24 protein-coding genes are annotated in these 19,940 nt (G+C 64.2%); 11 read left to right on the forward strand and 13 right to left on the reverse strand.

Features of this window, described 5'->3' with window-relative positions:
• The first annotated feature begins 44 nt into the window (after positions 1-44).
• Both FJ942_RS26620 and FJ942_RS26625 read left to right on the forward strand, forming a co-directional pair.
• Positions 45-608 carry a peroxidase-related enzyme gene (locus FJ942_RS26620; RefSeq protein WP_140899474.1) on the forward strand — a complete coding sequence of 188 codons (564 nt, stop codon included), beginning with the start codon at positions 45-47 and terminating at the stop codon, positions 606-608.
• Positions 609-737: 129 nt separating this feature from the next.
• Positions 738-1,061, forward strand: a complete 324-nt coding sequence (locus tag FJ942_RS26625; protein ID WP_140662781.1) for a YciI family protein — start codon at positions 738-740, stop codon at positions 1,059-1,061.
• A gap of 3 nt (positions 1,062-1,064) precedes the next feature.
• Here the strand turns inward: FJ942_RS26625 and FJ942_RS26630 are convergent, their stop codons facing one another.
• Positions 1,065-1,676 carry a LysE family translocator gene (locus FJ942_RS26630; protein WP_140899498.1) on the reverse strand — a complete coding sequence of 204 codons (612 nt, stop codon included), beginning with the start codon at positions 1,674-1,676 and terminating at the stop codon, positions 1,065-1,067.
• 398 nt (positions 1,677-2,074) lie between these two features.
• Here FJ942_RS26630 and FJ942_RS26635 point away from each other — a divergent pair, with 398 nt between their 5' ends.
• On the forward strand, positions 2,075-2,701 hold the full coding sequence (locus tag FJ942_RS26635; RefSeq protein WP_140899476.1) for a DUF1062 domain-containing protein: 627 nt from the start codon (positions 2,075-2,077) through the stop codon (positions 2,699-2,701).
• 61 nt (positions 2,702-2,762) lie between these two features.
• On the opposite strand, the gene typA is transcribed toward FJ942_RS26635, so the two are convergent.
• Positions 2,763-4,592 carry a translational GTPase TypA gene (gene typA, locus FJ942_RS26640; protein WP_140492867.1) on the reverse strand — a complete coding sequence of 610 codons (1,830 nt, stop codon included), beginning with the start codon at positions 4,590-4,592 and terminating at the stop codon, positions 2,763-2,765.
• Between the two features lie 253 nt (positions 4,593-4,845).
• Between typA and FJ942_RS26645 the strand changes: the two genes are divergently transcribed.
• Positions 4,846-5,073, forward strand: coding sequence for a hypothetical protein (locus FJ942_RS26645; RefSeq protein ID WP_224681103.1), 228 nt, complete (start codon positions 4,846-4,848; stop codon positions 5,071-5,073).
• A gap of 71 nt (positions 5,074-5,144) precedes the next feature.
• Here FJ942_RS26645 and FJ942_RS26650 read toward each other — a convergent pair whose 3' ends face one another.
• The gene (locus FJ942_RS26650) at positions 5,145-6,428 is read right to left on the reverse strand and encodes an MFS transporter (protein ID WP_140880322.1); all 1,284 of its coding nucleotides are present in this window, start codon (positions 6,426-6,428) and stop codon (positions 5,145-5,147) included.
• A 73-nt stretch (positions 6,429-6,501) separates the two neighbouring features.
• Between FJ942_RS26650 and FJ942_RS26655 the strand changes: the two genes are divergently transcribed.
• The gene (locus tag FJ942_RS26655; protein WP_140670614.1) at positions 6,502-7,119 is read left to right on the forward strand and encodes a TetR/AcrR family transcriptional regulator; all 618 of its coding nucleotides are present in this window, start codon (positions 6,502-6,504) and stop codon (positions 7,117-7,119) included.
• Positions 7,120-7,163: 44 nt separating this feature from the next.
• Positions 7,164-7,757, forward strand: coding sequence for a hypothetical protein (locus FJ942_RS26660; RefSeq protein WP_140554860.1), 594 nt, complete (start codon positions 7,164-7,166; stop codon positions 7,755-7,757).
• A 115-nt stretch (positions 7,758-7,872) separates the two neighbouring features.
• Here FJ942_RS26660 and FJ942_RS26665 read toward each other — a convergent pair whose 3' ends face one another.
• The gene (locus FJ942_RS26665) at positions 7,873-8,040 is read right to left on the reverse strand and encodes a hypothetical protein (RefSeq protein ID WP_140492852.1); all 168 of its coding nucleotides are present in this window, start codon (positions 8,038-8,040) and stop codon (positions 7,873-7,875) included.
• A gap of 308 nt (positions 8,041-8,348) precedes the next feature.
• Between FJ942_RS26665 and FJ942_RS26670 the strand changes: the two genes are divergently transcribed.
• A complete protein-coding gene (locus FJ942_RS26670; protein WP_140518068.1) occupies positions 8,349-9,266 on the forward strand; it encodes an SMP-30/gluconolactonase/LRE family protein in 918 nt (305 codons plus the stop codon).
• Between the two features lie 23 nt (positions 9,267-9,289).
• Positions 9,290-9,496 carry a 4-oxalocrotonate tautomerase family protein gene (locus tag FJ942_RS26675; protein WP_013892236.1) on the forward strand — a complete coding sequence of 69 codons (207 nt, stop codon included), beginning with the start codon at positions 9,290-9,292 and terminating at the stop codon, positions 9,494-9,496.
• 3 nt (positions 9,497-9,499) lie between these two features.
• Here FJ942_RS26675 and FJ942_RS26680 read toward each other — a convergent pair whose 3' ends face one another.
• The 8 genes from FJ942_RS26680 to FJ942_RS26715 all read right to left on the reverse strand — a co-directional run bounded on the left by FJ942_RS26680 (position 9,500) and on the right by FJ942_RS26715 (position 16,829).
• A complete protein-coding gene (locus tag FJ942_RS26680) occupies positions 9,500-10,030 on the reverse strand; it encodes an NADPH-dependent FMN reductase (RefSeq protein ID WP_140899478.1) in 531 nt (176 codons plus the stop codon).
• Positions 10,031-10,060: 30 nt separating this feature from the next.
• A complete protein-coding gene (locus FJ942_RS26685) occupies positions 10,061-10,681 on the reverse strand; it encodes a pyridoxamine 5'-phosphate oxidase family protein (RefSeq protein WP_140899480.1) in 621 nt (206 codons plus the stop codon).
• A gap of 24 nt (positions 10,682-10,705) precedes the next feature.
• Positions 10,706-11,380 (reverse strand): septation protein A, encoded by a 675-nt coding sequence (locus tag FJ942_RS26690; RefSeq protein ID WP_140492839.1) that lies wholly within the window; start codon positions 11,378-11,380, stop codon positions 10,706-10,708.
• Between the two features lie 51 nt (positions 11,381-11,431).
• Positions 11,432-13,264, reverse strand: a complete 1,833-nt coding sequence (ftsY, locus tag FJ942_RS26695) for a signal recognition particle-docking protein FtsY (RefSeq protein WP_140899482.1) — start codon at positions 13,262-13,264, stop codon at positions 11,432-11,434.
• A gap of 12 nt (positions 13,265-13,276) precedes the next feature.
• Positions 13,277-14,602, reverse strand: coding sequence for a tRNA (N(6)-L-threonylcarbamoyladenosine(37)-C(2))-methylthiotransferase MtaB (mtaB, locus tag FJ942_RS26700; RefSeq protein WP_140899484.1), 1,326 nt, complete (start codon positions 14,600-14,602; stop codon positions 13,277-13,279).
• Positions 14,602-15,486, reverse strand: a complete 885-nt coding sequence (dapF, locus tag FJ942_RS26705; protein ID WP_140670620.1) for a diaminopimelate epimerase — start codon at positions 15,484-15,486, stop codon at positions 14,602-14,604. The genes mtaB and dapF overlap by 1 nt, the downstream gene beginning before the upstream one ends.
• A 72-nt stretch (positions 15,487-15,558) precedes the next feature.
• Entirely contained in the window at positions 15,559-15,720 is a 162-nt protein-coding gene (locus tag FJ942_RS26710; protein WP_140518074.1) for a DUF1328 family protein, read from the reverse strand.
• A gap of 89 nt (positions 15,721-15,809) precedes the next feature.
• On the reverse strand, positions 15,810-16,829 hold the full coding sequence (locus tag FJ942_RS26715; RefSeq protein ID WP_140518075.1) for an MBL fold metallo-hydrolase: 1,020 nt from the start codon (positions 16,827-16,829) through the stop codon (positions 15,810-15,812).
• A 129-nt stretch (positions 16,830-16,958) separates the two neighbouring features.
• Here FJ942_RS26715 and FJ942_RS26720 point away from each other — a divergent pair, with 129 nt between their 5' ends.
• The 3 genes from FJ942_RS26720 to zapE all read left to right on the forward strand — a co-directional run bounded on the left by FJ942_RS26720 (position 16,959) and on the right by zapE (position 19,305).
• Positions 16,959-17,402 carry a hypothetical protein gene (locus FJ942_RS26720; protein WP_140492821.1) on the forward strand — a complete coding sequence of 148 codons (444 nt, stop codon included), beginning with the start codon at positions 16,959-16,961 and terminating at the stop codon, positions 17,400-17,402.
• Positions 17,403-17,538: 136 nt separating this feature from the next.
• Positions 17,539-18,078 carry a protease inhibitor Inh/omp19 family protein gene (locus tag FJ942_RS26725; RefSeq protein ID WP_140492818.1) on the forward strand — a complete coding sequence of 180 codons (540 nt, stop codon included), beginning with the start codon at positions 17,539-17,541 and terminating at the stop codon, positions 18,076-18,078.
• A 27-nt stretch (positions 18,079-18,105) separates the two neighbouring features.
• Complete coding sequence (gene zapE / locus FJ942_RS26730; protein ID WP_140554855.1) at positions 18,106-19,305, forward strand: cell division protein ZapE; 1,200 nt, start codon at positions 18,106-18,108, stop codon at positions 19,303-19,305.
• A gap of 57 nt (positions 19,306-19,362) precedes the next feature.
• Here the strand turns inward: zapE and FJ942_RS26735 are convergent, their stop codons facing one another.
• Positions 19,363-19,791, reverse strand: a complete 429-nt coding sequence (locus FJ942_RS26735) for a GNAT family N-acetyltransferase (RefSeq protein ID WP_140899486.1) — start codon at positions 19,789-19,791, stop codon at positions 19,363-19,365.
• Positions 19,792-19,940: the final 149 nt, after the last annotated feature.

Genomic DNA, 19,940 nt, shown 5'->3' on the forward strand with positions numbered 1-19,940 from the left:
ATCGCAATTCGGCGGCAGCCGGCGACAAACGAGGAGGAATGCCCATGACCGACAGGATCACCGCGCTCGATCTCGCCGCCGCTGAGCTGAGCGATGCGACCAGGACCTATTTCACCAAATGCGAGGAGAAGCTCGGCCTGGTCCCCAACGTGTTGCGCGCCTATGCCTTCGACGACAAGAAGCTGCGTGCCTTCACCGACATGTACAATGATCTGATGCTGGGTGATTCAGGCCTGTCGAAGCTGGAGCGCGAGATGATCGCGGTCGCTGTCTCCTCCATCAACCATTGCTACTACTGCTTGACGGCGCATGGCGCCGCCGTGCGGCAGCTGTCGGGCGACCCTTCGCTCGGCGAGATGATGGTAATGAATTTCCGCGCCGCCGATCTTTCATCGAAGCAGGTCGCGATGCTGGAATTCGCGGTCAAGCTGACAGAGGAGCCGGCCAAGATCGTCGAAGCCGACCGCGCGGCCCTGCGTATGGCCGGCTTCACCGATCGCGACATTTGGGACATCGCCTCCACGGCCGCCTTCTTCAACATGTCGAACCGGGTGGCGGCGGCAATCGATATGCGCCCGAACCCCGAGTACCACGCCATGGCAAGGTGACGATCAGGGCCTGACTCGGCAGTATATTAGCTATCGCTCATTCTCATTGCTTGTATGTCGGTTTGGTCCGATGATCGCCGGGCGGCATGACCGCATGCCGGTTCGATGCCGCCGACAAGGGAGGAGAACATGGCGAAATTTCTCTATGTCTATCACGGCTCCGGCAAGATGCCGACCGAGGAGGCCGAACGCAAAGCCGCGATGGATGCCTGGAACGGCTGGTACGGCAAGCTCGGCTCGGCCGTGATCGATGGCGGCAATCCGGTCGGCATGTCGAAGACGGTGCTGCCCGACGGCAAGGTCGAGAACAATGGCGGCAGCAACCCGACCGCCGGCTACACGATCGTGGAAGCCAGGGACATCGACGATGCCGTCGCCAAGGCCAGGGATTGCCCGATCCTGATGAACCCGGCCTTCAGCGTCGAGATCGCGCCGATCGTCGAAATGATGTGACAGTCACGAGCGCGCCGCGATCGCCGCGGCTGCACCGGCCATGGTGGTGGCGCTGACGCGGTTGGCAATTCTCATGGCGCGCTTGCTCTTCAGGAGCTTGCGCGCCTGGGCGGCGGCAAGCACCCAGGCAAGGTCGATGATAACAAGCACCACCGCCATGGTCGCCGTCAGCTCGATCCAGCCAACCACCGTCACCGAAGCAAGGTCGATGATGGTCGGCAGCAAGGCCAGGTAGAACATCATGATCTTGGGGTTGCCGAGCGTCACGGCCATGCCGGCGAAGAACAGTTTGCCGGGCGAGTCCTCGCGCGGCATCTCGCCTTCTTTCGCTTCGACAGGGGTCCACATCTTCCAGGCGAGGTAAGCGAGATAGGCGACGCCGACCCATTTGACGATGACGAAAGCGAAATGGAAAGTCTGCGCCACCACCGCCAGCCCGAACACCGCCAGGGACAGCCAGATGCCCTCGCCGATCCACATGGCGAGTAGGAACGGGAACACGTCGCGAAATCCCTTGGCGATGACGCGGGCGACGAGTGCCGCGATCGAAGGACCCGGCGAACCGGCGGCCACGAAGAGCGCGGCGGCGAAGATCAGGAGCGAGGTGAGGTGCATGGCGAGGATCTCGGCTTGAAAACCTTCAATGCCAGACATTAGCAATGCCAGACATTAGCGCAAGCGATCGAGCTTCGGTAGCATCAACATGCTTGCCGGCCCGGCATCTCGCGGCTAGATAGATCGCCGCGAAACAATTTCGAGCTTCACTTTGCCTACGTAACCGCCGGTCTCGTCAACTCCCCCGACACAATGCATGGCGCCGCCACAACGGTGCTTTTTCCATTTCATGTGTTCCTCTGGGCGGCGGTTCGAGACCGGTTTGGCACTGCTGAACCGCTGTCGCATGCGCCGCGACGCCTGATCCCAAGAACCGCAGCCTACCGCCACGCCGCGCCCGCCTGGGCATCTCGACATTGCCGACCTGATGAACTTCCCGACGGGAAGGGCTTATCGGCATGTCTTCTATTCTGCGCATCCGCTGGACGGTCGCGCCTCAAACCGCACCACGTCCCCTGATCACCTGCAATCGCTGCGGCGACATCAAAGCCTATCGCAGCAACGGAAAGTTCCGCGTCAACGCCAACGGCAAGCGCATTGACGTCTGGCTGATCTATCGTTGTATCAACTGCGACAATTCCTGGAATTTCAGCATTTTCGAGCGCCGCAACCGCCGCGACATCGAGCCGGCGCTGCTGCGGGCGCTGGAGAGCAACGATGCAGCACTTGCCCGGCGCCATGCATTCGATGTGACCGCACTGCGCGGCCAGGTGGGGCGTGTCGAGGAGTTTCCCGACGTCGACGTGCACAAGACGGCGCTTGGCGGGACAAGCGAAGCTGCAAGCGTGCTGGAGCTCCGGCTCGGGCTCGAAATGCCGATATCGCTGCGGCTCGATCGTTTGCTCGCCAACGAACTCGGCATCTCACGTTCGCGGCTTCAAGCCCTGGAGGAGAAAGGCCTGTTGGTTGTCGATTGCGACGGGGCCAAGGCTTTGCGCAAGCCGGCACGCGACGGGACGACGGTCCGCGTCGATCTGGCCGGCGAACCCGACCGGCAGGCCATCATATCTGCCGCCAGGGGATGAACGGCAGAGGGGCGAAGCACCTGGTGCTCCGCCCCTCCCGGATACGATCAGAAAGCAGAAATTACGCGGCGCCGACGGCCTTGGACGATTTCTCGAAGCGCTTGCGCTCGTTGGGATCCAGATAAAGCTTGCGCAGGCGGATGGTCTTCGGTGTCACCTCGACCAGCTCGTCGTCCTGGATCCAGGCCAGCGCGCGCTCCAACGTCATGCGGATCGGCGGTGTCAGCTTGACCGCCTCGTCCTTGCCGGCGGCGCGGATGTTGGTCAGCTTCTTGCCCTTCAGCACGTTCACTTCCAGGTCGTTGTCGCGGGAGTGGATGCCGATGATCATGCCCTGATAGACCTTGACGCCCGGATCGATGACCATCGGGCCACGATCCTCCAGGTTCCACATGGCGTAGGCGACGGACTCGCCCTGCTCGTTGGAGATCAGCACGCCGTTGGTGCGGCCGGGCAGTTCGCCCTTATAGGGCTCATAGGCATGGAACAGCCGGTTCATCACGGCGGTGCCGCGCGTGTCGGTCAAGAGTTCCGACTGGTAGCCGATCAGGCCGCGCGTCGGCGCGTGGAAGACGAGGCGCTGGCGGTTGCCGCCGGAGGGGCGCAATTCGACCATCTCGGCCTTGCGCTCGGACATTTTCTGCACGACGACGCCGGCATGCTCCTCGTCGACGTCGATGACGACTTCCTCGACCGGCTCCAGCAATTCGCCGTTCTCGCCCTTCTGCATGACGACGCGCGGCCGCGACACGGCGATTTCAAAGCCCTCGCGGCGCATGGTCTCGATCAGCACGGCAAGCTGCAATTCGCCACGGCCCGACACGAAGAAGGAATCCTTGTCAGGCGATTCCTCGATCTTGAGCGCGACATTGCCCTCGGCTTCACGCAGCAGGCGGTCGCGGATGACGCGGCTGGTCACCTTGTCGCCTTCCGTGCCGGCCAGCGGCGAATCGTTGACGAGGAAAGACATGGTCACGGTCGGCGGATCGATCGGCTGCGCGTGCAGCGGCTCGCTCACGCTCAGGTCGCAGAACGTGTCGGCGACGGTACCTTTGGACAGGCCGGCAATGGCGACGATGTCGCCCGCCTGCGCTTCCTCGATCGGCTGGCGCTCGAGGCCGCGGAAGGCCAGTATCTTGGAGATGCGGCCGGTTTCGATCTGGGTGCCGTCATGATGCAGCACCTTGACCGCCTGGTTGGCCTTCAGCGTTCCGCTCTCGATGCGGCCGGTGATGATACGGCCGAGGAACGGATTGGCTTCCAGGATAGTGCCGATCATGCGGAACGGGCCGGGATGCACGGTCGGCGCGGGCACATGCTTGAGGACGAGGTCGAACAGCGGCGACAGGCCCTGGTCCTTGGGACCTTCCGGATTTTCCGAGACCCAGCCGTCGCGCCCCGAACCATAAAGGATCGGGAAGTCGAGCTGCTCGTCGGTGGCGTCGAGCGCGGCAAACAGGTCGAACACCTCGTTGACCACCTCGACATGGCGGGCGTCCGGCCGGTCGATCTTGTTGATGACGACGATGGGCTTCAAGCCGACCTTGAGCGCCTTGCCGACGACGAACTTGGTCTGCGGCATCGGGCCTTCGGCGGCGTCGACCAGCACGATCGCCGAATCCACCATCGACAGGATGCGCTCGACCTCGCCGCCGAAATCGGCGTGGCCGGGGGTGTCGACGATGTTGACGCGGGTACCCTTCCAGTCGACCGAGGTCGCCTTGGCCAGGATGGTGATGCCGCGTTCCTTTTCGAGGTCGTTGGAATCCATGGCGCGTTCGGCGACGCGCTGATTGTCGCGGAAGGCGCCGGATTGTTTCAGAAGCTGGTCGACAAGGGTGGTCTTTCCATGGTCGACGTGCGCGATGATCGCGATATTGCGGAGGTTCATGATCTGGTCTCGGGAGCGTTGCAGGCAGCAGGCCAAAAGGCGCCGCCTCTTTCGTGTTGCGCGGCTCATACAGGGTTTTTCGCATTTGCGAAAGAGGAAGCGCGACACCAAATAATCATCAAATCTTAAGCATCGCCATGTGAAATGGTTTTGTTAACCAAGGCGGGAACCTTTTGCGGGCCCGGGCAGTTCGAACACCATGACCAACGCAGTCGTCAAATTTCGGCCGATTCTCGCAACTGCGGCTCTCGCCGTGCTGCTGGCTGCCGGCGCCGCTCAATCCGCGGCGACGCTCAAGGAAGCGCGGCCCGCTCTGCCGAGCGATATCCCGAGCGCCGAACAGGTCTTTGCGGATGCGCCCGATGGGGTCGATCCGGTGGTGACGGGGCCGGTCAGCGCGGCCTTCAAGCAAAGGCAGCAAAGCGCCAACTGCGATAGCGCGGTTTGGCCCAACGTTCCGTTAGTCTGCTATCCCGACTGATCGGCTGCGCGCCGTTGGCGAAGCTGCCGATCTCCCCCTTATTGAAAGATCGCCCCTCGTCCGAAGGCGCACTACGCCGCCTGCGGCTCCGGGTCGAACGCCGGCCGGCTGGTGTTGATCAGGAGCGAGATACAGGCGGCGGCAATCGCGGTCATGCCGGCGATCAGGAAGGCCAGTTCGTAATTGCCTTGCAGTTCGCGCATGGTGCCGCCGAAGAAGGCGGCGGTTGCCGCGCCCACCTGATGGCCCGCGACGATCCAGCCGAACACGATCGGGCCGCTGCGGTCGCCGAAGGCTTCATTGGCGAGCCGCAGCGTCGGCGGCACGGTGGCGATCCAGTCGAGACCGTAAAGCACGGCGAAGATGATCAGACTGGTCGCCGAAAAGCCGGAATAGGGCAGATAGATCAGCGAAAGGCCGCGGATCGCATAATAGACGCCGAGCAGCTTGCGCGGATCGAAACGGTCGGTGAGCCAGCCCGACAGCGTGGTGCCGATCAGGTCGAAAATGCCCATCATCGACAACAGGCCAGCCGCCTGCACCTCGTTGATGCCCATATCGCCGCAAAATGCGATGAGATGCGTGCCGACCAGCCCGTTGGTGGTGAAACCGCAGACGAAGAAGGTGGCGAACAGGTACCAGAAGACGCGCGTGCCGGCGGCGCGGCGCAGCGTGGTCAGCGTGTGGGTCAGGAAATTGCCTTGTGCCGCCGGCGGTACCGGCGGCACGTCGTCGGCTTCCGCGCCATAGCGCACCATGCCGATCGATGCCGGGCGTTCCGGCACCAGCAGCAGCACCAGCGGCACCAGACAGGCCGTTGCGACGGAGATGGCGGTGACGACCGGCTTCCAGCCGCCTGATTGCGCCAGCGAGGCCAGCAGCGGCAGGAAGACCAGCAGACCGGTGGCGCTGGAGGCCGACATCAAGCCCATGACGAGACCGCGGTTGGTCTTGAACCAGCGGTTGACGATGGTGGCGCCGAGCACGGTGGCGACCGCGCCGGAGCCGACGCCGGAAAACACGCCCCAGGTGATCAGCAGATGCCATGGCTTGGTCATCAGCAGGCTGAGCGCGGTGGAGGCCGACATCACGACAAGCGCGGCAAGCAGCGTGCGCCGCAGCCCGATCCGCTCCATCAGCGCAGCGGCAAACGGTCCGGTCAGGCCGTAGAGGAAGATGCCGACCGCGGCAGCCAGCGACACCACGTCGCGCCGCCAGCCAAAACTTTCCTCCAGCGGCAGCATCATGACGGCTGGCGCGGAGCGCAGGCCGGCCGCGATCAGCAGGCAGAGAAAGATGACGGCGACCACGACGAAAGCGTAGCGCTGGCCAAACGGACGGGATTGAGCTAGCATGTTACTGACCGGTACGTTGCAGGGTGGAACATGTATACGTACCGATCGGTAACAGTGTCAACCGAGACCGCGAATGCCACCAGACAATAAAATTGAACCGTCCATCAGCAGCGCTCACGCGTCGGCTCCGCCAAAGGCGGCGGAAAAGATACTCGGCGTGGCGCGCGACCTGTTCTACAGGCGAGGCATCAGGGCAATCGGCGTCGACGAGATCGTCAGGCGCGCCGGGGTCACGAAGCCCAGCCTCTATCGCAGCTTCCCCTCCAAGGACGAATTGGCCGCCTCTTATCTGCGCCGATACGACCTCGAATTCTGGGAACGCTTCGACGAGGCGGTGAACGCCCATCCCGGCGATCCGCGCGCGCAAATCCGAGCCTTCCTGACCCGCGTCGGCAAGCGCACGCAGAAGCCTGACTATCGCGGCTGCGGCATGACCAATGCGGCCGTAGAATATCCCGAGCGCGGCCATCCGGCGCGCGTGGTGAGCGAGGACAACAAGCAGGAACTGCGCCGCCGCCTGCGCGCCATGGCCGCCGCAATGAATGCCGCCGACGCCGACACGCTGGGCGACGGTCTGCTGCTTCTGATCGAAGGCGCCTATATCAGCGGCCAGTTGTTCGGCGCCGGCGGCCCGGCGGCGTCGGTGGCGATCAACGCCGATCTGCTGATCGAGGCGAGCTTGAAGAAATAGTGTTTGGCGATAGGCTGCTGCGACCTTCAACGGAGATGTCCGCGATGCGCAGCCTGGTTCTTCCGCTCGTTCTCGCCAGCGTCTGCCAGGCAGCGCATGCCGGCGAGATATCGAGCGCCTACACCGATCTCGACTGGAAGAACGACTGCGTCACCTATGCGCAAGCCGGGGACGGCGATGGCGACTGGGCCGACCTCGCCTGTTCGGGCTATCGTGGCTATCCGGTGCTGATCGCCTATGACGATGCGCGCGAATCGCTGTTTTATGGTTTCCCGCCCGGCGGCGACATGACATCGGTCTGGGAAAGTTTCTCCGGCTTCAATTCCTCAGGCGCCAGGATCGAGTGGCGCATCGAGACCGACGGCGACAAGGCGGTGCCGTTCGCGGTCATTCACCGCCGCTCCATCAGCAATCCGGAAGACGAAAAGAAACCCACCGACGTGCTGCTTGTCTCCAAGGTCGCGCAAATGGATGCGCGCGACGGCTGCACGGTCGCACTGGTGCTGGCTACAGGAAATCCTGCCGCCAACGATCAGGCGCGCAAGCTTGCCGACGAGAAAGCACGGTCCTTCGCCTGCGGCAAGGACCGGCGCACCGTCATCGGCGAGGTGCCGGCTTTCGGGCGCGTCGACAATTGAAGGACAAGCGTTCGCCGCTCGCCGACGCGTCAAATGCTTCTGTTTTCACGCGCCCTCGTCATCACCGTTGAGGAACAGCAATGTCTCGGAGCGCGCGAATTTGCTTGTTGGGGGCTCAGCCGTAGATCTGCTTGTGGACCTGATAAAGCATTTCCGAGCGGTCGGCGCGCATGTCGGCCAGATCGCGGCTGGAGAAGCTGTCGATTTCAGCGACGAGGCGGTTGTAGTTCTTGCGCTTGGCGATGCTGCTGCGGGCGCGGGTCAAGAGGCTGTCGAGGATCATAGCGAGTTTCCTTCTGGGCCGCATTTGGCGGCCGGTTTCTTCCTCCCTTGATCGATACGGAGCATGACATAGGAATAGTGCATCGCAAAAAGAAGATGTTGCAATGCACCATTGCGCTATGTGCATAGCCGGTTAATGGCGCCTGAACGCCACCCCCGGCGCCGGCGCATTGCCCTTCCGTGATGGGAATGCCGGTTCCTGTCGTTTTGTCTTACAAATTGCGGAAATGTCATCGCCGCCGACCTTGCCATATCGATCTCCTGCTGGCTTGATCGCCGCCGGATTGCCAACGTTACCGGGAGGAAAGAATGGCCGCCGCCGACTACGAAATTCTCGATCCGCGTTTTGCGCGGCTGTTCAACGGCAATGCGCAAGTGGATAAGCTCTTCACCGGCTGCCGATGGGCGGAAGGGCCGGCCTGGTTCGCCGCCGGCCGCTATGTCGTCTGGTCCGACATCCCGAACAACCGCATGATGCGTTACGACGAGACCGACGGCAGCGTCAGCGTGTTTCGGCAGCCATGCGGCAATTCCAACGGCAACACCGTCGACCGGCAGGGCCGGCTGGTGACCTGCGAGCATTCGGGGCGCCGCGTGAGCCGCACCGAGTTCGACGGTTCGGTCACCACCATCGCCGCCAAATGGAAGGGCAAGCGGCTGAATTCGCCCAATGACGTGGTGGTCAAGTCGGACGGCTCGATCTGGTTCACCGATCCAACCTACGGCATCGACACCGATTACGAGGGCGACAGGGCCGAGAGCGAGATCGGCGCCTGCCATGTCTACCGGGTCGATCCCGGTACCGGCGATGTCGAGGCTGTCATCACCGACATGGTCAGGCCGAACGGGCTGGCTTTCTCGCTCGACGAGAGCAAGCTCTATGTCGTCGACACCGGCCGCACGCATGGCGCGCAGAACCCGGCGCATATGCGGGTATTCAATGTCGGCGAGGGCGGCAAGAAGGTCTCGGGTGAAAAAGTCTTCGCCGACTGCACCGCAGGCCTGTTCGACGGCTTCAGGCTCGATGATGCCGGGCGCATCTGGACCAGCGCCGCCGATGGCATCCATTGCTACGATCCGGACGGAACGCTGATCGGCAAGGTCAAGGTGCCCGAGGTGACGGCCAATTGCGTGTTCGGCGGCGCCAAGCTGAACTGTCTCTACATCGCCGGCACCACTTCGCTCTACATGGTCCGGCTGATGGTGAACGGCGCCAAGACCTACTGAGCTGAATTAAAGGGGAGGACGTCATGCCATTCGTCAACATCCGCATCGTCAAGGAAGTGATCGCCGCCGATCCGGCCGGCAAGAAAGCCGACATCGCCAAAAAAGTCACGGCGGCGATCATGGACGCCACCGGGCTCGGCAATGACGATGTCTGGGTGGTCTTCGAGGAGGTCAACGCCCGCGACTGGTATGTCGGCAAGACCGATGTCGAGACGCTGAGAAAAGGGTAGGCGCTAACGCGCGCGAATGAAATCCGCGAAAGCGGACAACGCATCGCGCATTGCCAACGCGTTCGCCTGCTCCCCCAGGACGGCCTCCACCTCAGCTGGCTTCTTGCCGAGCAGCCCGATCTCCAGCCCGCCGTCATGAAGCGCGAAGGACATGGTGCGCATGATCTCCGCCAATGCGGCGCGGGCATAGAGCGAGCGCGGCGAGGCGTGCACCAGCATGGCCGGCTTGTCGACGGCGGCATCGCGCGAGACCAGCCAGTCGAGCGCATTCTTCAGGCCGCCCGGCACGCCATGCGCATATTCCGGGCATGAGATGATGACGCCGTCGGCGGCGGCGACGGCATCGATCAGCCTGGACGCTTCGGACGGCGTCCGCTCACCCTCGTCGTCGGGGTTGAAGATCGGCAGCAGGCCGAGTCCTTCATGGATGGCGACGCGGCAGCCCTCTGGCGCGTTCCACGCCAGTGCCGCGACCAGGCCCGAATTGGTGGAGGCCGCCCGCAGGCTGCCGGAAATGGCAAGGAGGTTCAGCAAGGCGACGCTCGGACGAATCTTCCGCGCAGGCTACCACATCGTCTGCTTGTATTCGTCGTCCAGCCAGCGGTCGGTCGCCTCGGCCGAATCGGCGAGCGCCAGCTGGTCGCGCAGGATCTGGCCGAGCGTCGGCAGCGTGGCGCGATCGTGCCAGCTCTCCGGCTTCCAAAGCTCGGAGCGCATGAAGGCCTTGGCGCAATGCATGTAGGCGGCCTTGACGGCGACCACGACGACGCTCTGCGGCTCCTTGCCGTCGACGGCCAGCCGTTCGCGCAAACCCCCGTCGACGGTGATGCGGGCGTCGCCGTTGACGCGCAGCGTCTCGTTCATGCCGGGAATGAGGAACAGCAGCCCGACCGACGGGTTGAGCAGGATGTTCTCCAGCGTATCCAGCCGGTTGTTGCCGGGCCGGTCGGGGATGGCGATGGTCCTGTCGTCAAGCACGGCGGCGAATCCTGGCTTGTCGCCTTTGGGCGTCACATCGGCATTGCCTTCGCCGTCGGAGGAGCCGATCAGCACGAAGGGGCTCTTGCCGATGAAGGAGCGGCAATGGCCGTCCAGCGCCTTCAATTCCTTGCGGATCGAACCATCCGTCGGACGCGGCGTCTTGTAGATCGTCCGCAGCTCTTCGTGCGTGGTAACGAATTCCATGGCACTCCCCCCAATTTGCAGGCCTTACTTGCCGGCCTTCTCTTCGCCGCCGGTCTTGTCGTCCAGCGAATGGCGCAGGATCAGCGGCATCTGGCTGAAGGTGAACAGAAGCGTGATCGGCATGATGCCCCAGACCTTGAAGGTAACCCAGGCATCGGTCGAAAAATTCCGCCACACCACCTCGTTGACGAGGGCCAGGAACAGGAAGAACAGACCCCAGCGGAAGGTGAGTTTTCTCCAGCCCTCGGCATCGAGCCTGAAGGCGGAATCGAAGACGTAGCCAAGCAGAGATCTGCCGAAGAACAACCCTCCGAGCAGCACGCCGCCGAACAGCGTGTTGACGATGGTCGGCTTCATCTTGATGAAGATGTCGTCCTGCAGGTAGAGCGTCAACGCGCCGAAGATGAAGACGACGACGCCCGACACCATCGGCATGATCGGCAGGGTGCGGGTGAGTAGCCACGACGCGACCAGCGCGATCGCGGTGGCGGCCATGAACAGGCCGGTGGCGACGAAGATCGGGCCGCCGAATTCAGCCAGCGCCGGGAATTTCTGCGTCAGCCATTCGCCTCGCGCATTGGCGAAAAAGAACACCAGCAGCGGCCCTAGCTCGAGAACGAGCTTGAGCAGCGGGTTGACGCCTTCCTTCTTCTCTTTCTGCGGGTCGGACGGATCGCGTTCGAGAATGGGTGGGTTCATATCTTCCTTCTTACGCACGATCCGGTTGAAGCAACTTCCGGGATCATGCCGTTACGCAACGCCAGCGATCGCCCTGGCGAATTCGCTTGCCGAGAACGGTTCGAGGTCGTCGACCTGTTCGCCGACGCCGATGAAATAGACCGGCAATCTGTGTTTTGCCGCGATCGCCACCAGAATACCGCCACGCGCCGTGCCGTCCAGCTTGGTCATCACCAGGCCGTTGACGCCGGCGATGTTGCGGAAGATCTCCACCTGGTTGAGCGCGTTCTGGCCGGTGGTGGCGTCGACCGTCTGCAGCACGGTGTGCGGCGCTTCCGGATCGAGCTTGCCCAGCACGCGCACGATCTTCTCGAGCTCCGCCATCAGCTCGGCCTTGTTTTGCAATCGGCCGGCGGTGTCGATGATCAGCACGTCGGAACCCGCTTCCTTCGCCTTCTCGAAGGCATCGTAGGCGAGGCCGGCGGCATCGGCGCCGAGCTTGGAGGCGATGACCGGCGATTTCGTCCGCTCGCCCCAGATCTTGAGCTGCTCGATAGCGGCGGCGCGGAACGTGTCGCCGGCGGCCAGCATCACCGACAGGCCGCCATCGGTCAGTTTGGCCGCCAGCTTGCCGATGGTCGTGGTCTTGCCGGTGCCGTTGACGCCGACCACCAGGATGACATGCGGTTTGTGGCTGAGGTCGAGTTCCAGCGGCAGGGCGACGGGGGTCAGCACCTTCTCGACCTCCTGCGCCATCACGGTGCGGACCTCGGCGTCGGAGACATCCTTGCCGTATCGGCTGGCGGCCAGCGAATCGGTGACGCGCAAGGCGGTCTCCAGCCCGAGATCGGCGCGGATCAGCACGTCCTCCAGGTCCTGCAGCGTGTCGTCGTCGAGCTTGCGCTTGGTGAAGACGCCAGCAATGTTGCCCGACAATTCGCGCGAGGAACGGGCAAGCCCGTCCCGCATGCGCTGGAACCAGGAGCGCCGCGGCGCCGGCTCCGGCGCCTTCTGCGGCTCGGCCTTCTGCTCCACTTTTCTGGCGACCGTCACCTTGACGGGAGCGGGCGTGGGCTTCGGCGGCGCGGGAACTGCCTCAGGTTCCGGCGCGATCTCGGCGCGCACAGGCTGCGGCTCGATCGGCGCAGGCTGGCGAATTGGCGGCGAGATTTCGGCGGCGGTTTCGGCACTGGGTGCCAGGTTCTCGACAGGCTGGCGCCCCTCACCCTTACCCTCTCCCCATGAAGGACGGAGAGAGGGAGGCGTTGGCGATGGAACTTCTTCCTTCTCCCCGTCACTATACGGGGAGAAGGCGCCGGCAGGCGGATGAGGGGGGGCGCCGGCCTGTGACGGCTGCGCCGAAGACGGTGTCGTAGGAATCTCGATTGGCGCCGGTGTCTCGACCGGAACTTCGGCGGGCGTCGGTACTTCGGCGGGTGCCGGTTCCGGCAGCTGCTCCGGGCGCGACGGGACAATTTCCGGCTCGGCGGGCGCTGGCGGCGGTACCTCCTGCGGCCGCGGTTCGGGCGCAGGCTCCGGAATGGCCGGAGGTGTCGGAACTTCCTCAGGTGCCGGCGGCTCCGGGCGCTCGGGCGTCGGTGCCGGTTCCTCCTCCGGCCGCGGCTCCGGCAGCGGTTCCGGCTCGGGCGGAACAGTCGGCTCCGGCACCGGCGGAATGGCCGGGGCAGGCTCGGGTGTCGGCTCCTCGGGCGGCGCGGGCTCGACGGGAGGCTGAGCCTGGGTCTCCTCCCGCTTCAGGAATTCCGGAACGGCCTGCTCGGCCGCCGGCTTCAGCGTGTCGAGCTGATCCCATTTGATCGGCGGCAGCGGGGCGGTCTCGTCGACGCGCTCCTCGACGACCTCCTTCTTGCCGAACGAAAATATCTTCTTGAAGAACCCGGCCATCTCTTGCGTTTCTCAGGCGGCGCGGGCGGCAAGCGGGGCCGCGATCAGCCGGGCGCCGTCATGACCGGTGACTGTTGCTTCGACGATCTCGCCCGGCGCGCCGGTGGCGAGCGCGGCGGGCGTAAACCCTTCGGTGCGGCCGAGCCCATCGCGCTCGATCAGGATCGACTGGCGCGTTCCGGAGAGCGACGACAGATGGCGGCGATATGCCGTCTCGCCGGCGGCGCGCAGGCGGGCTGCCCGCTGCTTGATCACTTCGCGGCGGACCTGCGGCATGCGCGCGGCGGGTGTGCCTTCGCGCGGCGAAAACGGAAAGACGTGCAGGTGGGTCAGCCCGCATTCCTCGACGATCTTTGCCGAATTTTCGAACATCGCCTCCGTCTCGGTCGGGAAGCCGGCGATGATGTCGGCGCCGAAGACGACGTCGGGGCGCAGCTTGCGCACGTCTTCGCAGAAGCGGATCGACTGATCGCGCAGATGCCGACGCTTCATGCGCTTCAAAATCATGTCGTCGCCCGATTGCAGCGACAGATGCAGATGCGGCATCAGCCGCGGCTCGGTGGCGATGGCGTCGAGCAAATCGTCGTCGGCCTCGATGGAATCGATGGAGGAGAGGCGCAGGCGCTTCACGTCCGGCACCTGGCGCAGGATCGTCTTCACCAGCCTGCCGAGTTTCGGCGCACCCGGCAGGTCGGCGCCGAAACTGGTCATGTCGACGCCGGTCAGCACGATCTCGGCATAGCCGTTGCCGGTGAGCCGCTTGACCTGTTCGACCACGGCGCCCATCGGCACCGAGCGTGAATTGCCGCGGCCATAGGGGATGATGCAGAAGGTGCAGCGGTGGTCGCAGCCATTCTGCACCTGCACGAAGGCGCGTGCCCTGCCCTCGATGGCATCGACCATATGGCCGGCGGTCTCGCGTACGGAGAAGATGTCGTTGACGCGCGCCTTCTCGCTGTCGTTGACGCCGAAATCCGGCAGCGCGCGATAGGAATTGGCCTTCAGCTTCTCCTCATTGCCAAGGACGAGATCGACCTCGTCCATGGCCGCGAAATTCTGCGGCTCGGTCTGCGCCGCGCAGCCGGTGACGATGATGCGAGCTTCGGGGTTGTCGCGGCGCGCCTTGCGGATCGCCTGTTTGGCCTGGCGGACCGCTTCGCCGGTGACGGCGCAGGTGTTGAAGATGACGGCGCCGCCAGCCAGCCCACCGAGGCCCGCAGTTTCGGCCTCGCGCCGCATCACCTCGGATTCATAAGTGTTCAGCCGGCAGCCGAAGGTCACCAGTTCGATGCGATTGGGGCCCTTCCCCACATCGCCATCCTTGAAAGGAGCGGGCATCAGGCCGCGCTTTCGGTGTCGCGCGCCCAGGCGCCGCTCGAGGGATCGAAGCTGCCGGAAAACTCCCATTCGGCCGCACCGGTCAGGATGACATGGTCGTTTTCAAGCCATTCGACGTGCAGCGAGCCGCCGCCGGGGGTCAGTAGATTGACGCTGCGCCCGGTGCGCCGGGTGCGGGCCGCAGCCACGACGGCGGCGCAGGATGCCGTGCCGCAAGCCTTGGTCAGGCCGGCGCCGCGTTCCCAGGTGCGGATGATCATGCTGTCGGGCGAGGTCACCTGCGCGATGGTGATGTTGGCGCGCTCGGGGAAGATCGGATGGCTTTCGAGCAGCGGTCCGAAGCGGTCGAGTTCGTAGGACCAGACGTCGCGGTCGACCCAGAAGATGGCATGCGGATTGCCCATGGAGACGACCGAGGGCGAATGCAGCACCGGGGCGTCGATCGGGCCGACCTGCAATTCGATCATGCGGGTATCGCGAAACTCCTCAGCGAGCGGAATGTCCCGCCAGCCGAAGCGCGGCGTGCCCATGTCGACCGAGATCGAGCCGTCGGCATGTTCCTGCGCGTTGAGGATTCCGGCGACGGTCTCGAAGGTGAATGTCTTTTGTCCGGTCTCGGCCGCCAGCGCCTGGACGACGCAGCGCATGCCGTTGCCGCAGGCCTGCGCGCCCGAGCCGTCCGAATTCAATATGTCGATGAAATAGGCCGTACCCGGCGTCCGCGCCTCATGGATCGCCATGATCTGGTCGAACCGCGTCGAGGCATCGGCGTTGAGCGCGACCGCAGCTGTCGGCGTCACCCGGTCGGCACGGCCGCGCATGTCGGCAACGATGATCTCGTTGCCGATGCCGTTCATCTTGGCGAAAGGGGCGGTGCCTGCCATTTCTTCCGGTCATTCCGTACTGTTTGCCGCTATATGGCGGAAAAGGGCGGGAATTACCAGTGCATCGCGCCTTCAGGTGACGGCGAAGACGCCGAGCACGATCAGCAGGAATATGATCAGCACGATACCGATCAGGATGCGCGCGCCGGTGGCGGCCGCACCTGCTAATGCCGGCATGCCGAGCAGGCTCGCAGCGGCGGCGATAATCAGGAGAATGATGATCCATTTAAGCATGGAAATGCCTCGCAAAGCGATAGAAATCGAAGCCCCTTCAACAAACGCGCCGGTGGCGCTCGGGTTCCGCCGGCCGCGGCCGGCCCCGGTCAAAGCGCCGCTTCCTGCGGCACGTCCCAGACCTCACCTGGCCGCAAGGCGCGAAAACGTTCGCGCGGCAGGCCCTCGGCCTCCAGCGCCTCGTCGAGCTTGCGTGCCGGCTCGTCGATCGGTTCGTCGGTGAGCTGGAACGTGCCCCAATGGCAGCCGGCCGCATAGGCGGCGTTGCACAATGTCATGCCTTGCACCGCCTCCTCCGGGTTTTGATGCTGCGAGGCCATGAACCAGCGCGGCTCATAGGCGCCGATCGGCAGGATGGCGAAGCGGAAGCCGCCGTGCTTGTGAGCCATGAGCCGGTAGTTGATGCCGTCATGGAAGCCGGTATCGCCCGCGAAATAGATCCGGCCGGCCGGCGTCTCGATGACGAAGCCGGCCCATAGCGCCATGCGCCGGTCGCGTGTGCCGCGCGCCGACCAGTGATGCGCCGGCTCGACATGGACGGCCACGCCATCGCCGATGTCGACCCTGTCGCCCCAGTCATGCGCCGAGAGCCGCATGCCGGGAACCGCCCCGCCAATCAGGACGTCATTGCCGAACGGGGTCACCACCAGCGGGTCGTGCCTGGCCTTGAGCTGCTTCAGCGTCGCGATGTCGAGATGGTCGTAGTGATTGTGGCTGACCAGCACGAGATCGATCGGCGGCAGGTCGGCCAGGGCGATGCCCGGCGCGTTGACGCGTTTCGGCCCGACGAAGGAGAACGGCGAGGCCCGCAGCGACCATACCGGATCGGTGAGGATGTTCAGGCCCGCGGTCTGGACCAGCAGCGTGGAATGACCGACCATGGTCACGGTCAGGCCGGCGCCCTCGACACGTGCAGGCGGCTTTGCCTGCGGAAAGGGGCTCGGATTGGTGGCCGGCCATTTCGAGCGTTGGCCATTGAACTGCCATTTCAGCAGATCGGCGAAACGCGCCGGCGGCTGGCCGCCGGGATTGAAGAACAAGGTTCCGTCGAAATGATCGCTGGGCGGGCCGTTATAGTAGCGATTGGCGGCTTTCGGTCTCGCAGCCAATTTGCGGCTCCAGCGAATTTCGTCTTGACAGACATAGCCCTTGTGCCGGCTGGCGCAAGCGTTTGCCGGCCGAATGCCAACGGCCCGGGCGGCCGGCTTGAGTAGGATCGGATTGGGGAGGACGATGCCATGGCGATGAAGCGGACCAGGACACCATGGATGAAGGCCGGGGATTTCGGCCGCTCGCTGGCGCGCGGCATCGGCGTCAACCTGCTGGTGAGCGACATGGCGGCCATGGAAGCCTTCTGCCGCGACGTGCTCGGCGCCGATATCATCTATGCCGACGAGGATTTCGCGGCGATCGAGCTGCTGGGCTCGGTGTTCATGCTGCACGCCGACCATTCCTATCTCGACAATGCCATGACAGGGACGATCGCCGGCGCCGAGACACGCGGCGCCGGCATCGAACTGCGCCTTTACGGCGCCAATCCGGATGCGGTCGAGGCCGCCGCGCGCGATCACGGCCACATCGTGCTGGCCGGAGCGATCGACAAGCCGCACGGCCTGCGCGAGAGCTATGTCGTCGGACCGGACGGCTATATATTCGTGCCGAGCGCTCCGCTGGCCGGATGATAGCGACAAATTTGCAACAATTCTTGGCGCAAACCCTATTTTAACCATATCGGGTTGAAATTTCGCCACCTTCTCCATCTTGGTGGAGGGCGACATTGTGCGGACGGCAGCCCCGCCGGATCCGACGGAGGTTGAAATGACTTTTTCGAAAACAGCCCTGGTGGCCGTATCGCTGGCGGCGCTCGTTGCGAGCGGCTGCTCAACCTCACGGTTTTCCTCGATGGACGACCAGCAGCCGGCGCCGCTGCAGCCGGCGCCGTCCGGTCAGGTGACGGCCAACCAGTTGCCGCCCCCGGCCTCCCCCGGCACCACGGATCCTTCGCAATTCCCGACCGCCCCGCAGAACAGCCAGGTCGCCTCCTTGCCGCCGGACGGTTCGGCGCCGGCGGGTGCGCCGGACCTGACCGCGGCCAGTGTCGCCGGCGTATGGAACGCCAGCGTTTCCGGCCAGAGCTGCAAGGTGGCGACGCCGCAGACCAAATTCGGCGCCGGTTTCCGCGCCGGACCGCTGCATTGCCCGGCGCCGATCGACGGCATCAAGTCATGGAACGTCGCCGGCAAGCAGTTGACGCTTTACGATGAGAATGGCGGCACGCTGGCACGGCTCTATTCCTCGGGCGGCTCGAAATTCGACGGCCAGACTTCCAATGGCCTGCCGATCTCGCTTACAAGGTAAGCCAATCCCTCGACAACGACGTGACCTATGCATCTGCGTGACGGCCTCCAGACCCATGTGACCGTCAGGCAGCGTTACGACCATCTGGTCGACACCGGTGCCATCGAGCGCGATCCGGCGCAGGAGCGGATCGTCACCGCTCTCGACCGGCTGGTATCAGAGATTTCGGTGAAGCGGCTGGCGCACAAATCGAGCGCGCTTGGCTGGCTCTTCGCCCGAAGGCGCGAGACGCACGAGGCGGTCAAGGGCCTCTACATCCATGGCGGCGTCGGCCGCGGCAAGACCATGTTGATGGACTTGTTCTTCGAGCTGCTGCCGGTGCGGCGCAAGCGCCGCGTGCATTTCAACGACTTCATGGCCGAGGTGCAGGACCGCATCCAGAAGCACCGGCAGGAGCGCAAGGACGGCACGGTGAGGGAAGACGATCCGATTCCGCCGGTGGCGCGGGCGCTTGCCGAACAGGCCTGGGTACTGTGTTTCGACGAGTTCTCGGTCACCGACATCGCCGATGCGATGATCCTGTCCCGGCTGTTTTCGGCGCTGTTCGCCAGCGGCGTGGTGCTGGTGGCGACGTCGAACGTAGCGCCGGAGAACCTCTATCGCGACGGGCTGAACCGTCAGCTTTTCCTGCCCTTCATCGGCATATTGGAACGGCATGCGCAGGTGCTCTCGCTCGATGCCGACAAGGACTATCGGCTGGAGAAGCTTGCCCGTACGCCAGTCTATGTGACGCCCGCCGATGCGGCGGCCGATGAGGCGCTGGACGCGGCTTGGCAAACGATGACGCGCGGCGCGCCGACGGCCGAGGCGTCGCTTGCCGTCAAGGGCCGGCAGCTGGCCGTTCCGCGCGCCGCCGGCGACGCGGCGCGTTTTTCCTTCGCCGATCTGTGCGAGAAGCCGCTCGGCGCGCGCGACTATTTGGCCCTTGCCGACCGCTTCTCGACCATCTTTGTCGACCGCATTCCGGTGCTGGGTGAAGGCCGGCGCAACGAGGCCAAGCGCTTCATCCTGCTGGTCGACACGCTCTACGACCATCACGTCAGGCTGGTGGTAAGCGCGGAAGCGCCGCCGCAGCAACTCTATGTGGCCAAGCGCGGCGTCGAGGTGTTCGAGTTCGAACGCACGGCTTCGCGGCTGATCGAGATGCAGAGCCGCGACTGGCTGGAGGATTGGGCGGAGCGGCGGAAGGCGAAGGCGACGCCGACCGAAGCGCAGGCGCAAGCCTAGAACCAGCCGACGGGGGGCCTTCAAAGGCTGATCCGTACGGCTCCTGCTATGAGAGCCCTACAAGTCGTATACATACATCACAAAATCTTCCGCTGGACCGTGCGGTTCCTTCCGCGACTCGTAAAGCGCGCGGGCGGCACGGTTGTCCGGCTCGGTGCCGACCCAGGCTTCTTCGCAGCCATTCTCCCTGCCGATCGCAAACATCGCGTCGAGCATCTTTCGCGCGATGCCCTGGCGCTGGAAGGCCGGCGATACGCCGAGTTCATCGATGTAGAGCTCCGTCATTTTGTCGGGATGACGGTGGATGACCGCGGCGCATTGACCGACGGTCACGCCGTCGGCGAGCGCCACGACCATGAAATGGCCGGGCTCCCTGAGATAGGCTGCCAATCGATCCGGCCTGACCGGTTCGTCGAACACATCGTCGGCGACCCGCATCACAAGGGCGTCATCGCCGGCTTCAAGTCTTACGATCTCCGTCTTCATCGTGTAAATTCTCTTCAGTCGAGTTCAAAACTTTTACGTTTACGTAAATCCCGGTTACTCTAACCGATTGAAAACGCTCGCTCCAAAATAATCGTTTGAATTTAGGCGGCGCCGGGGCTATTGGGTGCGGCGAAATCTCGCGGGATCCC

The sequence above is a fragment of the Mesorhizobium sp. B2-4-2 genome (genome assembly GCF_006442845.1).
GTDB lineage: Bacteria > Pseudomonadota > Alphaproteobacteria > Rhizobiales > Rhizobiaceae > Mesorhizobium.

Excerpts from the sequence above, each read along its gene's own strand:
- ftsY (WP_140899482.1), bottom strand. The coding sequence starts at position 13,264 with ATGGCCGGGTTCTTCAAGAAGATATTTTCGTTCGGCAAGAAGGAGGTC.
- FJ942_RS26660 (WP_140554860.1), top strand. The coding sequence starts at position 7,164 with ATGCGCAGCCTGGTTCTTCCGCTCGTTCTCGCCAGCGTCTGCCAGGCA.
- typA (WP_140492867.1), bottom strand. The coding sequence starts at position 4,592 with ATGAACCTCCGCAATATCGCGATCATCGCGCACGTCGACCATGGAAAG.
- FJ942_RS26665 (WP_140492852.1), bottom strand. The coding sequence starts at position 8,040 with ATGATCCTCGACAGCCTCTTGACCCGCGCCCGCAGCAGCATCGCCAAG.
- FJ942_RS26620 (WP_140899474.1), top strand. The coding sequence starts at position 45 with ATGACCGACAGGATCACCGCGCTCGATCTCGCCGCCGCTGAGCTGAGC.
- dapF (WP_140670620.1), bottom strand. The coding sequence starts at position 15,486 with ATGGCAGGCACCGCCCCTTTCGCCAAGATGAACGGCATCGGCAACGAG.
- FJ942_RS26635 (WP_140899476.1), top strand. The coding sequence starts at position 2,075 with ATGTCTTCTATTCTGCGCATCCGCTGGACGGTCGCGCCTCAAACCGCA.
- mtaB (WP_140899484.1), bottom strand. The coding sequence starts at position 14,602 with ATGCCCGCTCCTTTCAAGGATGGCGATGTGGGGAAGGGCCCCAATCGC.
- FJ942_RS26710 (WP_140518074.1), bottom strand. The coding sequence starts at position 15,720 with ATGCTTAAATGGATCATCATTCTCCTGATTATCGCCGCCGCTGCGAGC.
- FJ942_RS26630 (WP_140899498.1), bottom strand. The coding sequence starts at position 1,676 with ATGCACCTCACCTCGCTCCTGATCTTCGCCGCCGCGCTCTTCGTGGCC.
- FJ942_RS26690 (WP_140492839.1), bottom strand. The coding sequence starts at position 11,380 with ATGAACCCACCCATTCTCGAACGCGATCCGTCCGACCCGCAGAAAGAG.
- FJ942_RS26650 (WP_140880322.1), bottom strand. The coding sequence starts at position 6,428 with ATGCTAGCTCAATCCCGTCCGTTTGGCCAGCGCTACGCTTTCGTCGTG.
- FJ942_RS26625 (WP_140662781.1), top strand. The coding sequence starts at position 738 with ATGGCGAAATTTCTCTATGTCTATCACGGCTCCGGCAAGATGCCGACC.
- zapE (WP_140554855.1), top strand. The coding sequence starts at position 18,106 with ATGCATCTGCGTGACGGCCTCCAGACCCATGTGACCGTCAGGCAGCGT.
- FJ942_RS26720 (WP_140492821.1), top strand. The coding sequence starts at position 16,959 with ATGGCGATGAAGCGGACCAGGACACCATGGATGAAGGCCGGGGATTTC.
- FJ942_RS26675 (WP_013892236.1), top strand. The coding sequence starts at position 9,290 with ATGCCATTCGTCAACATCCGCATCGTCAAGGAAGTGATCGCCGCCGAT.
- FJ942_RS26655 (WP_140670614.1), top strand. The coding sequence starts at position 6,502 with ATGCCACCAGACAATAAAATTGAACCGTCCATCAGCAGCGCTCACGCG.
- FJ942_RS26735 (WP_140899486.1), bottom strand. The coding sequence starts at position 19,791 with ATGAAGACGGAGATCGTAAGACTTGAAGCCGGCGATGACGCCCTTGTG.
- FJ942_RS26670 (WP_140518068.1), top strand. The coding sequence starts at position 8,349 with ATGGCCGCCGCCGACTACGAAATTCTCGATCCGCGTTTTGCGCGGCTG.
- FJ942_RS26725 (WP_140492818.1), top strand. The coding sequence starts at position 17,539 with ATGACTTTTTCGAAAACAGCCCTGGTGGCCGTATCGCTGGCGGCGCTC.
- FJ942_RS26685 (WP_140899480.1), bottom strand. The coding sequence starts at position 10,681 with ATGGAATTCGTTACCACGCACGAAGAGCTGCGGACGATCTACAAGACG.